13 protein-coding genes are annotated in these 13,761 nt (G+C 65.5%); 6 read left to right on the forward strand and 7 right to left on the reverse strand.

Annotation, left to right across the window (positions count from 1 at the left end; all coding sequences use genetic code 11):
* Positions 1-17: 17 nt before the first annotated feature.
* A complete protein-coding gene (locus QP305_RS04675) occupies positions 18-248 on the reverse strand; it encodes a hypothetical protein (protein ID WP_284904233.1) in 231 nt (76 codons plus the stop codon).
* A gap of 85 nt (positions 249-333) precedes the next feature.
* A complete protein-coding gene (locus tag QP305_RS04680) occupies positions 334-621 on the reverse strand; it encodes a helix-turn-helix domain-containing protein (RefSeq protein ID WP_284904234.1) in 288 nt (95 codons plus the stop codon).
* Between the two features lie 146 nt (positions 622-767).
* On the opposite strand from QP305_RS04680, the gene QP305_RS04685 reads away from it, so the two are divergent.
* A complete protein-coding gene (locus QP305_RS04685; protein WP_016441787.1) occupies positions 768-1,460 on the forward strand; it encodes a potassium channel family protein in 693 nt (230 codons plus the stop codon).
* Between the two features lie 101 nt (positions 1,461-1,561).
* Entirely contained in the window at positions 1,562-2,938 is a 1,377-nt protein-coding gene (radA, locus tag QP305_RS04690) for a DNA repair protein RadA (RefSeq protein WP_284904236.1), read from the forward strand.
* A 67-nt stretch (positions 2,939-3,005) separates the two neighbouring features.
* Here the strand turns inward: radA and QP305_RS04695 are convergent, their stop codons facing one another.
* A complete protein-coding gene (locus QP305_RS04695; protein WP_284904238.1) occupies positions 3,006-3,743 on the reverse strand; it encodes a hypothetical protein in 738 nt (245 codons plus the stop codon).
* A 646-nt stretch (positions 3,744-4,389) separates the two neighbouring features.
* On the opposite strand from QP305_RS04695, the gene QP305_RS04700 reads away from it, so the two are divergent.
* Complete coding sequence (locus QP305_RS04700) at positions 4,390-5,286, forward strand: A/G-specific adenine glycosylase (protein ID WP_284904239.1); 897 nt, start codon at positions 4,390-4,392, stop codon at positions 5,284-5,286.
* On the opposite strand, the gene QP305_RS04705 is transcribed toward QP305_RS04700, so the two are convergent.
* Positions 5,236-6,324 carry an alpha/beta hydrolase fold domain-containing protein gene (locus QP305_RS04705; RefSeq protein ID WP_284904240.1) on the reverse strand — a complete coding sequence of 363 codons (1,089 nt, stop codon included), beginning with the start codon at positions 6,322-6,324 and terminating at the stop codon, positions 5,236-5,238. The two genes, QP305_RS04700 and QP305_RS04705, sit on opposite strands and share 51 nt — an antisense overlap.
* A 43-nt stretch (positions 6,325-6,367) precedes the next feature.
* Here QP305_RS04705 and QP305_RS04710 point away from each other — a divergent pair, with 43 nt between their 5' ends.
* Both QP305_RS04710 and QP305_RS04715 read left to right on the forward strand, forming a co-directional pair.
* On the forward strand, positions 6,368-8,170 hold the full coding sequence (locus tag QP305_RS04710; RefSeq protein WP_284904242.1) for an L-lactate permease: 1,803 nt from the start codon (positions 6,368-6,370) through the stop codon (positions 8,168-8,170).
* A gap of 112 nt (positions 8,171-8,282) precedes the next feature.
* Positions 8,283-9,131 carry an SMP-30/gluconolactonase/LRE family protein gene (locus QP305_RS04715; RefSeq protein WP_284904243.1) on the forward strand — a complete coding sequence of 283 codons (849 nt, stop codon included), beginning with the start codon at positions 8,283-8,285 and terminating at the stop codon, positions 9,129-9,131.
* On the opposite strand, the gene QP305_RS04720 is transcribed toward QP305_RS04715, so the two are convergent.
* On the reverse strand, positions 9,109-9,810 hold the full coding sequence (locus tag QP305_RS04720; RefSeq protein WP_284904245.1) for a GntR family transcriptional regulator: 702 nt from the start codon (positions 9,808-9,810) through the stop codon (positions 9,109-9,111). The genes QP305_RS04715 and QP305_RS04720 overlap by 23 nt on opposite strands.
* Before the next feature lie 128 nt (positions 9,811-9,938).
* Here QP305_RS04720 and QP305_RS04725 point away from each other — a divergent pair, with 128 nt between their 5' ends.
* On the forward strand, positions 9,939-11,222 hold the full coding sequence (locus QP305_RS04725; protein ID WP_284904247.1) for an MFS transporter: 1,284 nt from the start codon (positions 9,939-9,941) through the stop codon (positions 11,220-11,222).
* A gap of 98 nt (positions 11,223-11,320) precedes the next feature.
* On the opposite strand, the gene QP305_RS04730 is transcribed toward QP305_RS04725, so the two are convergent.
* Both QP305_RS04730 and QP305_RS04735 read right to left on the reverse strand, forming a co-directional pair.
* A complete protein-coding gene (locus tag QP305_RS04730; RefSeq protein ID WP_087069933.1) occupies positions 11,321-12,673 on the reverse strand; it encodes an MFS transporter in 1,353 nt (450 codons plus the stop codon).
* A 126-nt stretch (positions 12,674-12,799) separates the two neighbouring features.
* Positions 12,800-13,738: an NAD(P)-dependent oxidoreductase gene (locus tag QP305_RS04735; RefSeq protein WP_284904249.1), complete on the reverse strand. Its 939-nt coding sequence runs from the start codon at positions 13,736-13,738 to the stop codon at positions 12,800-12,802.
* Positions 13,739-13,761: the final 23 nt, after the last annotated feature.

Consider the following 13,761-nt stretch of genomic DNA (forward strand, 5'->3'; position numbering starts at 1 on the left):
TCCCGGGGTTACCTACGCTAGCTTCGACGCTTGGTGCCGGCTGAGCCGCCGTCGTTCCGAAGAATGCTGCGTAAAGAAGAGAGGAACAAAAGCACCGCAACCACTATGGCCGGGGCGAGAGCGTTCGGGGTTGCCGGCGGGAAAATACGGTTGAGGAGAGTCACCGTAAGAAAAGCGACCCCGCCGCCAATCGCAGCCACCACCAGCGCCTTAAGAACGCCTACCGCGAGCACGCGCCAATCCTTCATAACATCCCCTGCCTACCCGGGCCGCTAACCGGCGAATGCCTTTATCCTAAGCCGTCCGCCCCGCCCGTTACGAGTGCTCCTCCTATCAGGAGTGCTCATGCTTCGAACGCTCCTCCTCAACATCGAGATCTTTCACCGTATAGAAAAGGCCAGCACCGATCACCACAGCGTAAAGCTGAAGCGCGTGGATTGTTGGATTAGTTATGCCCGCCTCCAGTTCCGCAACCGCCTCCTCATCCAGGCACATTCGCCGCGCCACAGTTTCTTGAGTCAGACCTTTACTCACGCGTATAGCGGTGAGCTCCCGCAGCATCTGCCGCCTTCGACGGGCCTGCTGACGAGATCTTTCACGTATCACGGAAAGCCTATCCATGGTGCCCTACCTTTCTTCGATATCAGTTGAGTGCGTTTACGCAGGATTTCTGCGTACCTTCATGGTCGCACGGGCTTACGACATGAATTTTGGCACGGAGCGTTAGACTACGAGCCAGAGATATTGTGACCGGAGAAAGGGCGGCTATGCCGGATACGCGCGACGAACAAGCCATCCTCGTGGTGGGGCTGGGGCGTTTTTCGACCGCCATCGCCACCACGCTCGATGATTTGGGGCGTGACGTGCTCGTCGTCGAAAAGAATCCCGATACCGCGCAGCGGTGGAGCCATCGCTTGCGGGTGGTGGAAGGGGATGCCACCAGTATGGAGGTGCTCGACCAGGTGGGCGCGGGGGATTTCACCGTGGCCGTGGTGGGCGTAGGGACTTCGCTGGAGGCTTCCGTGCTGGTGACCGCGAACCTGGTTGATCTGGGGATTCCGCAGATTTGGGCGAAGGCGGTTTCGCGTGCGCACGGCCGTATTTTGCGACGCATCGGCGCCCACCACGTCATTTATCCGGAGTACGACGCCGGTACGCGCGTGGCGCATATGGTCTCGGGAAGGATGCTCGACTATATCGAGATGGAGGACGGCTTCTCCATCGTGAAGATGCGCCCGCCGCGGGAAATTCGCGGTTTCACCATCGCGAAATCGCGTATCCGTGAGCGTTTCGGGGTGCGGATTATCGGGGTGAAGGCACCGAATCAGCCCTTTGAATACGCCACCGAGGACACCCTCATCGGGGCAGATGACACGATTATTGTGTCCGGCGATACCGAGCTATTGGAGGAGTTCGCCAACCGGCAGGGGTGGATCCCGGCGGTGGGTTCGGCTCGGTAACGGGCTCGGCTCGGTAGCGATTCGGTAGAGATTCGGTAGGGATTCGGTAGCGACTTTTAGCTCGCGATTTTTATGTCGTAGGCCCCCTCTAGGATGGTGGCATGGCAAAACAACCGGCAACCGTGTACGAATGCAGCGAGTGCGGGTGGTCCACCGGCAAATGGATGGGCCGCTGCGCGCGGTGCGGCTCGTGGGGCACGCTTGATCAACACAGTCCGGCCGCACCCTCCGCGGCTCCGGCCGCTTTAGCACCAACTTCACCGGCGCAACCCATCACCTCGGTGCCGGCTACCGCCGCGCGGAAAATCCCCACCGGGGTATCTGAATTGGACCGGGTGCTGGGCGGCGGTTTGGTTCCCGGCGCGGTAATTTTGCTTGCCGGGGAACCGGGGGTGGGCAAATCTACCCTGCTCTTAGATGTGGCGGCGAAGGCCGCGCGGGCTGCGGCGCGCTCGGGGCGGGCGCCGGTCCTCTATATTTCCGGGGAGGAATCGGCCTCCCAGGTGCGCTTGCGCGGGGAGCGCATCGGGGCGATGGATGAGCATCTGCTTCTTGCCTCGGAAAGCGATATCGGGCGGGCCCTCGGGCATATTGAAAACGCCCGGCCTTCCCTTCTTATTGTGGACTCGGTGCAGACCTTGGCCGATGCTGAGGTAGCGGGAACTGCGGGCGGCCCGGCGCAGGTGCGGGCCGTGACCGCGGCGCTCGTGAGCGTGGCCAAAACGCACGGCCTGCCGGTGGTGTTGGTCGGGCACGTTACGAAAGATGGTTCCATTGCCGGGCCGCGCGTCCTGGAACACCTGGTTGATGTGGTCTGCCAGTTCGAAGGGGATAAACACTCGCGGCTGCGTTTGGTGCGCGCGGTGAAGAATCGGTACGGGGCTACCGATGAAGTCGGGTGTTTTGAGCTCACCGAAAGCGGGATTGTGGGGCTACCTGATCCCTCGGGGTTGTTCCTTTCCGCCCGGGATCACACGGTGCCCGGCACCTGTGTATCGATGACTCTGGAAGGGCGGCGGCCCATGCCGGTGGAAGTCCAGGGCCTGGTGGTTCCTTCTTCCGGGCGGCCGCAGCGCACCAATTCCGGGGTGCTTTCCGCGCGGGTGGCCATGATGGTCGCGGTGCTGCAATCGCGCCTGGGCTTGAGCTTGGATCAGAAAGATATTTTTGTGTCCACGGTGGGTGGGGCGCAGGCCAGCGAACCGGCCGCGGACGCCGCGATTGCTTTGGCGCTGGCATCGGCCTACATGGATCTGCCGCTTGCTCCCGGGGTGATCGCCATCGGGGAAGTGGCCCTTACCGGGGAACTCCGCCCGGTTACCGGCCTCCCCCAGCGCCTGAACGAAGCTGCCCGGCTCGGTTTCACCCTTGCCATTGTTCCCGAACGTACCGATAGCTCGAAGCTCCCCGCGGGGATTCGGGTGCAACGCTGCGCGGATATCCGCCAGGCCCTGGAGGCGGTGCTTCCCACCGGGTAAGCCGCTAAGGCCGGGCATAGATGGCGTAGGCACAGAAAGAAAGTGGTACCTGCGCGGCGGGCCCCGGCTAGTTCGCCGGCTCGGAATCCCCTTCCGGCGCGGGTGCTTCGGCGCCTTCTCCAATGCCGGCTTCCGGGGCGGGTGCTGCTTCTTGGTTTTCACCTTCCGCGTTATTCGCCGCGGGGCTCGGATCCGCGCTGGGAGCCGGGCTAGCATCCGTGCTCGGTTCGCTACTCGCCTCATCATCCGGGCGGGCGGGCTGCTTGCCGCCCCCGGTAATCAGCTCAAAGACGGCGGTAGCGGGAGAAGCTGCGCCGTCGGCAAAAATAGCTTCCGCCTTGTACGTGCCCGGTGTGGACAGCGAACCCGAACTGCCGCACCCGACGCCCTCGTTCCCGCCCGGCCATGTCACCGTGGTCACGGCGTCCATCCCGCGATCCAGCAGCAGACGGCGATGTTCATCCCCGGCCTGGCACGCCGCGGTATTCGCCACCTGGTGCCCGCCGGACGTAATCGACACATTGAGATTGCCCCACCCGGCATCCACATAACACGGATTCGTGGTCGATTTATTCGTCAATTCCACGGAGAAAGATACCGGCGCGCCCGCACCACGTTCGTTATTCGTCACCCGCATCCGCAGCATATCCGGAGTGCAGGCCACCGGCTCGTAGAAAGCGGTCGGAACCGCAGCCTGGGCTTCCGCGTGCTCCTGAGAACGCGAGGCCGCAAACTTAAACGTCACCACCGCGCCAATCACAATCGCGAGCGCGGCAAAAATCCACAGCCAATGCTTCGGTTCCAAACGCGCAAAAATCGAAGTCTTTTCTGGGATCCGGCTCTGGCCGCGCGGGCCCGCCGGTACCGGGCGGCGCCGCCGAGTAGAAGCCTGGCGTTCCCGGCTGGTGCGCTGACGGCGACGCTCCTGGCCAGTACGTTCGCGAGGTGAACGCTCTCGAGTGGTACGTTGGCCTGCACGTTCGCGGGGAGAGCGCTGGCCGGAGCGTTCACGAGTAGTGCGCTCCCGAGTAGTCCGTTCCCGCGCGCCGCGCTCCCGATTGACTTGTTCCCGGCCTGAGCGTTGCCGATTTGCGCGCTGCTGGGCCGAACCTTGCTTATCTGCACGTTGCTGACCGCTACGCGCCTGGCCGCTACGCTGCCCGCGTTCCGAAGGCGCCGATTGTGCCGAGCGCCGCGGCCGCGCAGCCTGCGCCCCGCGCTCCGAGCCCCGTTCCGAACCGCGCTCTTTCCCGCGGACCGGGCGTTCACGCTGGCTTTCCCCGCGCCTCACTCGCGCGGTTCGCCCAGCCTGCTCCTCGCGCCGCTCGCGGCCACGCCGCGGCGCACCACCCGTGGGCCGCTTATGCGCGCGGCGCTCTCCGCCCGTTTCTTTCACGGATCCACGGTACCAAAACGTGCATAATGCCCGCGTTTCCGGCACACTACAGATAATGCTCAAGAATCTTTTAAGGTGGTACGACGGCGCAGCGCGGCCACTACCGTGGCGCGCGCCCGGCACCTCCCCGTGGGCAATCCTGGTATGCGAAGTGATGAGCCAACAAACCCCCGTCGCCCGGGTCGCGCCCGCCTGGCGGGCCTGGCTGGAACGCTGGCCCACCCCGGCCGACCTCGCCGCAGCCACACCCGCGGACGTGCTCATTATGTGGGACAGGCTCGGTTACCCGCGCCGAGCCCTGCGCCTGCGTGAATGCGCTATTGCCCTGGTGGAACGGCACGGCGGCCGCGTCCCGCGCACCCGCGAGGAACTCCTCGCTCTACCCGGCATCGGCCCCTATACGGCCGACGCGCTCCTCGCCTTCGCCTTCCAGGAACGCTCGGTCGTCCTCGATACGAATATTCGCCGGGTCCTCGCTCGGGTATACGACGGCGCCGCTTTGCCGCCCGCCCATCAAACAGTTCGGGAACGCGAGCGGGCCGCTGCGCTTGTTCCCGCGGATGGCCCGGGCGCGGCACGCTGGAACGCGGCCCTCATGGAGCTGGGCGCCCTGGTCTGTACGGCGCGTGAACCTGCCTGTTCGGGGTGCCCGCTGCGCGCTGAGTGCCGCTGGTTATCTGCCGGGAAACCAAAGAATGCCGCCCCGCGCACCACCCAGAAATTCACCGGGACCCAGCGCGAAGCTCGGGGAAAAATCATGGCGGTCTTGCGCAAGCGCCGCGGCGGATGCGCCCGTCCGGACTTACTGCACGGTAGTCACCTGAGTGAAGAGCGATTCGCTCCCGCACTCGCCTCACTCCTAGAGGACGGGCTTGCTCAGGAAAGCGACGGCCGCTACCACCTACCTATCGCTGAGAGCGTGGACACCGGAGTATCCCAGAACGCCAGCTAGAAATACCGCGGTATCCGCGATGACGCGGGCGGCTTCGGGCAGGAGCCGCACTCGCTGGAGAAAAGCGTGCATCACCCCGGGGATAACCTCGAGGCGTACGCGCACCTCGCTCGCCTCGAGGTACGTGGCCAGCGCCTGGCTATCGGCCAGCAGCGGATCGCACTCCCCCACCGCGAGTAAAACGGGCGGGCAGCCGCGCAGCTCGGTGCGCAGTAGCGCGGTATCCGGGGCCGTGGCCCGCTCGGTGGGCGAAGAAAAATAGAGGGAGTCGTAGTAGGCGCGATCCGCGGGGCTCATTCCATCGGCGGTATCAATATCGCTCATAGCATCCGTATTGCATGCGGGCTTGCCCAGCGATTCGCAAGCGGCAGTGGCTGCGTTGGCAGCGGGAGGAGCGGGCAGGCCGTATTCGCCGTAGTACAAAACAAGCGCGGCTATCCGCTCGGCAACCGGCCCCCGTGCGAGCCGCCACCAAGTCCCTAAGCTCAGGGTTGCCCCGCAAGAATCCCCCGCCAGCACGATAGGACAGTTGGGAAAGCGGCGGGCCAGCTCGATGACCGTGTCCTCGCATTCCTCGGATATGCGCGGGTAGCGCGCCCCGGGCGCTAAAGTGTAATCCACACTCACCACCGCGGCGCCGGTGGCGGCGGCAAGCTCGCGTATGAGGCGGTCATGAGTAGCCGAGCTGCCCACGCAGTAACTCCCGCCGTGCAGATACACGATAATGGGCCGGGCGGCACCTGCAGGGAACTGCGCCGTCGTACCTAATTCGGTGGCCGAAAGCGAACCGCACCCCGCGAGCCGCGCAACCTGCCCGGACGAATAGACACGCACCGGAACCGGGCCGTGCCGGGTCGGAAGCGTATCCGCACGCCACGCAACCTGCGGCCCGCCCTCATTCCACCAGCGGTGCTCGGCTTCGTAACGCGCCTGCATGGCGGCGGGCTCCCCGTGCCCGTGATGCGGGAGGGCGGGCCGGGCGTCCTGCGCCAGGGCCGCCCGCGTCGAGGCCGATAATCTCACGTCCGAGCTAGACATAAAGTCATCATAAAGGCCCGAACCGCCCCGGTACGATGAAGGAATGCCTTGTAGCCCCGCGCTGCTCGCCGTGCCGAGCCAGCTTTCCACAGTCCTCACGAATAAAACCCTCCTCGCGAATACCTCTCTCCTCACCGGCACCACCTTCACGCCCGCGCCCGATGCGGTCGGCGGCCAGCTGTGGCTTTCCGCACTCCTGGCGGCGCTTCCGCTCCTGGTGTTCTTCGTGCTCCTCGGAGTGTTCTCCATTGCCACGCACTGGTGTTCCCTTATTTCCCTCGGCCTGGCCCTGGCCATCGCCGTCACCGGCTTCGGGATGCCGGCGGACCTGGCCGGACTCTCCGCCCTGCAAGGCGCGGCATTCGGGCTTTTCCCCATCTGCTACATCGTGATTATGGCGGTGTGGCTCTACAACCTCACCGAAAGTTCGGGGCGTAGTAAGGACGTCCAGGCGGTTTTCGCGGCGCTGGGCCGCGGGGATATGTGCGTGCAGACCATCCTCATCGGCTTTATTTTCTGCGGCCTCATCGAAGGGCTGGCCGGATTTGGCGCGCCGGTGGCCATTAGCTGCGCCATGCTGCTGGCCATCGGCCTGCCCCCGGTCAAGGCCGCGCTGGCCACCATGGTGGGCAACGGCATCAACGTGGCCCTAGGTGCCATGGGTATCCCCCTCACCACCGTGGCCCGCATGGGCGGGGTGGCCGATCCCATGGACGTGGCCGCGGTAGCCGGGCGGATTATCCCGGTGGTGGCCGTGGGCGTGCCCCTCCTCCTCGTTTTTATCGTGGACGGCAAACGCGGGGTGAAAGACACCTGGCCGGTGGCCCTCACCGCCGGAATCGGTATGGTGGCCGGGCATGTGATCGCCTCGAATTTCATTTCTCACGAACTCATCGCTGTGATCGCCTCCCTTCTTTCCTTCGCGCTCACCGCCGTGCTGCTCACCCGCTGGCGCCCGGCCCACACCCCGGCCGAATTCGCCAGCGCCCCCGCGGGTGAGAAAATCTCCGCCAGCCGGGTATTCCTGGGCCTGCTCCCCTACCTGCTGGTTGTGGTGGTCCTCGCGGTCACCAAATTGTGGCGGGTTACCGTTCCGGGCACCGCCGGCCCGGGCGGCGCGGGAGGAGCGGCCGGAGCCGCCGCCCCGCGCCGCATCGAATTCCTGGCCCAAACCGATATCAGCTTCGGCTGGCCCGGCCTGCACGGGCACCTGGTGGACCAGGCCGGTAACGCCCTGTCCACCACCACCTTCACTTTCAACTGGCTCTCCTCCCCGGGGACGATGCTCTTCCTCACCGGAGTGGTGGTCACCGCGGTGTACGCGCGGTGTTCCTCCGGCGGGCGCTACCCCTATTCCTTCCGCACCGGCCTGGCCACCCTGGGGGCCACCGTGGCAAACCTGGCCGTGACCGTGGGAACGATTGCCACCATTATGGCCCTCGCCTACGTCATGAATTTCTCCGGTCAAACCCAGGCCATCGGGGCCTTCATGGCCTTGGCCGGCACTGCTTTCGCGGCGCTTTCCGCCTTCCTCGGGTGGATCGGCACCGCGGTCACCGGATCGGCCACTTCCTCGGCAGCGCTCTTCGGGAACCTGCAAGCCACCGCGGCCGCCGGGGCCGGCATCGACCCGCATCTCCTCCTGGCTGCCAACCAGCTCGGGGGCGGGCTCGGGAAAATCGTCAGCCCGCAAAACCTCGCGATTGCGGCCACCGCGGTACGCGCCCCGGGCAGCGAACCGGAACTGCTGCGCCGCGGAGCTGCCTATTCGCTCGGGTTGCTCGCCCTGCTGACCCTCGTCGTCGTGCTGGCCGCGAGCGGGGTGCTGAGCTTCATCACCGCGTAAACGGACGCGGGCGCTGCGGCTCGCCAACCGGGGCGCCTGCTCTGCAACTAGCCCGCCGGCGCGCCCGCCGTACAGCTAGCCAGCCCGGGCGCACTGGCCTACCCTGGAGAGCATGGCTTTTGAACAAATTACCGACGCTGTTGCTTTCCACGCCGAAGGCCCGGTGTGGTCGGAAAGCTGGGGCGGGCTGCGTTTCGTGGATATGCTGGCCGGCGACCTGCTCACCCTGCGGAGCGACGGCGGAGTGGATCGCCTGGCCACCGGCTCGAAAATCGCGGCATTTGTGCGCCCGCGCACTGGCGGAGGTTACGTCGTCGCCACCGAACGCGGGCTGGCCTTGGCCGATACCGCCACGGCCGCCCCGCGCCCGGCCGCAACCCTGTGGAACAGCCCCGCCTACCGCATGAACGAAGGCACCGCGGACCCGTGGGGCTACCTCTACGCAGGTTCCATGCCCTACACCCGCGACGCCACCACCCGCGGCACCGCGCGCCTCTACCGCATCTCCCCCACCCTCGAGGTCAGCGTGATTTTGAACGATGTCACCACTTCGAACGGCATCGGTTTTTCGCCCGACCGCACCCGTGCCTACTACATCGACACCTCCACGCGCGCGATTTCTGTTTTTGAGGTCGACGACGCAGGCGCACTTCAGCACCGCAGCGACTTCCACCGCGTGGAAGGTGCGAGCCCGGACGGGCTGACCGTCGACAGCGAAGGGAATGTGTGGGTGGCCCTCAACCGGGCCGGCATCATCCGGGTCCTCGATCCGAGCGGGCAGATCGTGCAGGAATACCAGCTCCCGGTAACCGGGACCACCGCGGTGACCCTGGGCGGGGCGGACGGTAAGGATGTTTTCGTGACCGTCTCGCGCGAAAATGACGATTCGCGGGGCGCCGGGGCGCTGTGGTGGATGGACGGGCCGGTGGCCGGCCAGCCTACCTTGCCTTTTGCGGGGTGACGCCGCCGGCATGCGAGAGCACCGCGCCCGCGTCCACCCCGAGCCGGGCCTGGCGTGCCCGCTGTAAGGCACGCAGTGCCTCCCAGGCGCTCTCCTGCCCCAGCAAAACAGCGTCAATGAGTTGTTCCTGCGCTTGCTCCAGCGCGCTATCTATGTGGCTGGCATCGGCGCGGCTAGAGTTTGTGCGGCCGGCACCGGCGCGGGCTGCCCCGATGCGGCTGGCATCAGCGCTGCTGGCCTCCGCCCGGCTGGCCGCGTACAGCATGGTGTGGAAGGTGAGCGGGCGGTGGAGTGCTTCCAGGCGCTTCGAGCCGGAGACCTCCACGAGGGTGTGGAGCACCCGGCTGGGTTGCTCCCCACGGGCCGCGCGCAGCGGGCGCAGATCCGGATGGCCGGCCATAATCCGCGCCAGCGCCAGGGATTCACTAATCTCCAGCAGCGCCACGATCTCCGGGATTTCCGAGCCGTCCACGGTGACCACCCGCGGGTGTTTACGTGCTTCGCGCTCGACCAAACCGTCCGCAATCAAGGATTCCACCGCGATGCGGGCGGTGGAACGCGCCACCGAGTATTCCTCCGCGATCGCGGCTTCGGCCAGGCGCTCCCCCGGCGCAATATTTCCGGAAAGGATGCGTTCACGCAGGTGGTCAGCCAGATCATCGGCAAGCCGGCGAGCCATGAGCACTCCTTTCCTCCGCGGGATAACGAGCTGGGTGAGTACCCGCTCCCGCCTTATCCTAGGTAAACTGACTGTCAGTTTCCACTGTGATTTTACGCCCGCGCGCCGCACGCACGAAAGGAGGGGTTATGGCCGCCACGCGGTTCCCACCGGGCTGCACCCCCGCCCCGGATTATTACCGCTGGCGCGCCCACGTCTTCCTCGTTGTCTATATCGGCTATGTATTCGCCTACACCACCCGCAATAACCTCAAAGTAGTCTCCGCCCGCTTCGTGGAGGAAGAAGGCTGGTCCCTCTACCAGGTCGGTTTCGTGCTCAGCGCCTTCACCCTCGCCTACGGGTTCGGGAAAATCATTTTCGGCATGGTGGCCGACCGCGTCTCCCTGCGCCGGCTCTTCGGCGGGGCACTCATTATTTCCGGAATCCTGTGCATCCTCACCGGCTTCCCCAGCTCCCCTCAAGCTATCGCGGCCCTGACCTTCGCGAACGGGCTGGTGCAATCGGCCCTCGCCCCGGCCGCCCTGGTCCTCCTGGGGGCCTGGTACCCCAATTCTTCGCGCGGTTCGCGGGTGGCGATCTGGAATACCTCCCAAAACCTGGGCGCCGCGCTCCTCCCGCTGCTGGCCGGGGCGTTCACCGGCTGGAGCCTGGCCCATTTCCATATTTTCCTCATCCCGGGCCTGGCCACTGTCGCGGTGGGCATCTGGGCTTACCGCACCGGCGCGGACCGCCCCTGGCGCCAGGGCCTACCCACCCTCACCATGCTATTCGGCCCGGCCGGCACCCCGCAGCTGAGCACCCGCGCGGACGGCTACTGGCCCACGGTAGTGCGGGCGGTGCTCACCAACCGCTGGATCCTCACCCTAGTCGGCATTAATACGCTGCTGTATTGCATTCGTTTCGGGGTCATCAACTGGGTGGTTATTTTCGCCGCCGCCCACACCACCGGGCGCGACGGCGAAATCGCGCTGGCCGGCGCGGAATTGGCGGCGATTCCGGCCTCTTTCGCCTTCGGGGCCTACGCGGCACGCTACCCCAACCGGGCTTCGTCGGCCGCCATGAAAGCGATGCTGGCCCTGGCCGTGGCACTCGCCGCCTGGCCCCACCTGGCTTTTAGCAGTTCTTCGGCGGCCGGCGCGCTGCTGCTCGGTGCCCTCATTTACGGACCTCAGGTGAGTATTAATATGCTCACCCTCTCCCTGGTTCCCGATAATGTGGCGGGGGCTGCCACCGGGGTGGTGGGCGCGGCCGGCTACCTCGCCGGCGAAACCCTCGCGAATTTCCTCATCCCCCACCTGGTCACCGGCTACGGCTGGACGGTGGCCTACACCAGCCTCGCCCTCACCGCCCTCATCTGCGCGGCCGGTTACGCGAGCCTGCGCGGCCCGGAAATGCGCAGCCTGCGGTATTAAGAACGACGACGCCGCTAGCTGGCCGCCAGCACACCCGCGCGGGGCCCGAATCCTCGGGCCCCGCGCCGGCGTCGTCGTACATTATGCTGCGGCAACTATTAGGCCTGCACCACAGCCTGTTCGCGCCGCGAGAGCGAAAGGTACATAACCCCGGCCGCCACCGCGATGCCGGCGAGCAGCGTGAAGGAGGCCGCCCAGGAGAAGCGCTCGGCGAGGATCGGCATAATGAGGTTCGCGCCCATTTCGCCGACGATGTAGCCGAAGAGCCCCACGAAACCGACCGCCACTCCGGCCGCTTTGAGCGGAACGAAGTTGAGGGTGAGGATATTGACGATGAGCTGCGGGCCGTAAATCAGCGCGCCCATAAGCCCGGAAACGATAAGGAGCACCACGTAATTGTCGTTGCCCATGTAGACCCAGATGAGGCCGGCCAGGCACAGCAAGCCGAGGAAGCCCACCACAGACTGGCGGTTGGGGAGCTTGACGGAAATCCAGGCGAAGAGGAAGGAACCGGGAATCGCGATCCATTCCAGCACCGAGAAAGCCGTGGAGTACTGCGCTTCCGTGAAGCCCATTTCGGTGCCGAGGAAGGCCGGCATCCAGTTGAGCACCCCGAAACGCAGGAAGTAGAGCGCGGCGTTGATGAAGGCCACGGTGAGGACCAGCGGGGAGGTGAAAACGAAACGCACCAGGATATGCCAGTAGCTTTCGTCGGGGGTTTCGTCGGTATTCGGTTCGCCGGCCTTCCCGTAGATTTGGCGCAGGGTGGGCATGCCTTCAGCTTCGGGGCGGTCCCCGCCGTACTTCCAGAAGAAGATCGAGAGGCCGAAGACCACCAGGCCCGGGCCCCAGAAGGCAATCGCGCCGCCGCTGGGTCCGCCCAGGGCCAGCAGCCAGGTGATCATGAGGGGCAGCAGCGCCCCGCCCAGGTTCTGCGAGGTATTCCAGATCGCGATACCGGAACCGCGGGTTTTATTCGGGTACCAATTCGCGATCATCGCCATGGACGAAGGCGCGAGCGCCCCCTGCGCGCAGCCGAGCAGGAACATGAGCACCGCGAGCAGGTAGAAGTTCGTGGTAAAACCGATGGCAACGCAGAGCACCGCGGAAAGCCCCAGGCAGCCGGCGAAAATGCGGCGCAGGGAAACACGGTCGGACAGCATCCCCATGAAGAATTTCCCGAAGCCGTAGGTGATGGTGAACATGGTGAGCACCAGGCCGATTTGCGGCAGGCTCCAGTCGTTCTCCAGGCGCAGGGCTTCGGAGCGGAGTTTGAAATTATTGCGGACCAGGTACGCGCATACGTAGCCGAGGTAGGCCACGAAGAACACCATGCCGCGCCGCCTGAGGTACTGCGCGAAAGTGTCCGGGTGCGCGGCGGCGAATTGCGCGCTGGTGTCCTCGGATTCCGCGGCGGGCGTGGCCGGCCGCTTATCGTCACTCGATGACATCACTACTCCTCCTTGAGCTGAACTGTATGTCAGTTTAAGGAGTGTAGCGCACTATTGCCGCAGGGTGGTAGTCCCGGGCGGGTGGTTGGGTGCGGAATCGCGGCCGCTAGAGGCTTCGTTCCGCGCTTAGGCTTCGCGGTTGATAAACTCCCCTCCATCGCGCAGCGCCCGCACATTGGCGAGGATAAGCTCTTCGGCACCCACGGGCCGCCCGCCGGCGGTATGCGGGGTAATAATCGTGGCCAGATCCCACAGCGGTGAATCCGCGGGGAGCGGCTCGGTGGCGGTTACGTCCAGGCCGGCGCCCGCGATTTTTCCTTCGCGCAGCGCGGTGGCCAGGTCTTCTTCGTTCACCGTTTTTCCGCGCCCCACATTAACGACGACGGCGCGACTGGGCAGGGCCGCAAAGACGCTCGCATCCACCACGTTGGCGGTGGCCTCGGTGGCGGGGAGGATGAGAATGAGGACATCGGTATCGGCCAGGATGCCATCGCGCTGGGCGAGGTTGGCGCCGTCGTACACCTCAATATCACCTTCGGTGCGCCGGGAGGTGGCCAGGCCGCGCACCTGCGCCCCGAAAACTTTGAGCATCCCGGCCAGGTGGCGCCCGATATGCCCGTAGCCCCAGATAGTGACGTTCGCGCCGAGCAGGCTGGTCAGGCGCCCGCCCGGGCGCAGCTCGGTGAAGAAGATGCGATCGCGGGACCAGCGGTGGTTGTGCTGTTCTTCGGTGGCGACGCGCAGGTCGCGCACCAGGTAGAGCGCGAGCGCGATGGCGTGTTCGGATACGGTAGCGTCATGCAGGCCGTTCGCGGTGGCGAGGATGACTCCGGCGGGCGGGTTGGTGGCGTGCAAGCTTTCCGCGCCGGCCATCATGCCCTGGATGAGTTTGAGTTGGGGAAGCTGGGCCACGTGTTCGGTCGCATTCGGATCGAGCCAGACCACGAGGGCTTCGGCATCGCGGTATTCTTCCGGGATGGGTGCGTTCACATCGAAGGTCACCCAGGTGACGCCCGCTTCGGGCGGGAGGGAGAGGTCAAAGCTATTGGGGAGCAGTACTTTCATGGCTTTAGCCTAACTCTCCGCGC

Origin of the sequence: Actinotignum timonense (genome assembly GCF_030216305.1) — a bacterium.
Classification (GTDB): domain Bacteria; phylum Actinomycetota; class Actinomycetes; order Actinomycetales; family Actinomycetaceae; genus Actinotignum; species Actinotignum timonense_A.

Bases quoted from the DNA above. Each gene is read 5' to 3' on its own strand.
- QP305_RS04700 (WP_284904239.1), top strand. From the start codon at position 4,390: ATGCTCAAGAATCTTTTAAGGTGGTACGACGGCGCAGCGCGGCCACTA.
- QP305_RS04710 (WP_284904242.1), top strand. From the start codon at position 6,368: ATGCCTTGTAGCCCCGCGCTGCTCGCCGTGCCGAGCCAGCTTTCCACA.
- QP305_RS04715 (WP_284904243.1), top strand. From the start codon at position 8,283: ATGGCTTTTGAACAAATTACCGACGCTGTTGCTTTCCACGCCGAAGGC.
- QP305_RS04725 (WP_284904247.1), top strand. From the start codon at position 9,939: ATGGCCGCCACGCGGTTCCCACCGGGCTGCACCCCCGCCCCGGATTAT.
- QP305_RS04675 (WP_284904233.1), bottom strand. From the start codon at position 248: ATGAAGGATTGGCGCGTGCTCGCGGTAGGCGTTCTTAAGGCGCTGGTG.
- radA (WP_284904236.1), top strand. From the start codon at position 1,562: ATGGCAAAACAACCGGCAACCGTGTACGAATGCAGCGAGTGCGGGTGG.
- QP305_RS04720 (WP_284904245.1), bottom strand. From the start codon at position 9,810: ATGGCTCGCCGGCTTGCCGATGATCTGGCTGACCACCTGCGTGAACGC.
- QP305_RS04705 (WP_284904240.1), bottom strand. From the start codon at position 6,324: ATGTCTAGCTCGGACGTGAGATTATCGGCCTCGACGCGGGCGGCCCTG.
- QP305_RS04680 (WP_284904234.1), bottom strand. From the start codon at position 621: ATGGATAGGCTTTCCGTGATACGTGAAAGATCTCGTCAGCAGGCCCGT.
- QP305_RS04685 (WP_016441787.1), top strand. From the start codon at position 768: ATGCCGGATACGCGCGACGAACAAGCCATCCTCGTGGTGGGGCTGGGG.
- QP305_RS04735 (WP_284904249.1), bottom strand. From the start codon at position 13,738: ATGAAAGTACTGCTCCCCAATAGCTTTGACCTCTCCCTCCCGCCCGAA.
- QP305_RS04730 (WP_087069933.1), bottom strand. From the start codon at position 12,673: ATGTCATCGAGTGACGATAAGCGGCCGGCCACGCCCGCCGCGGAATCC.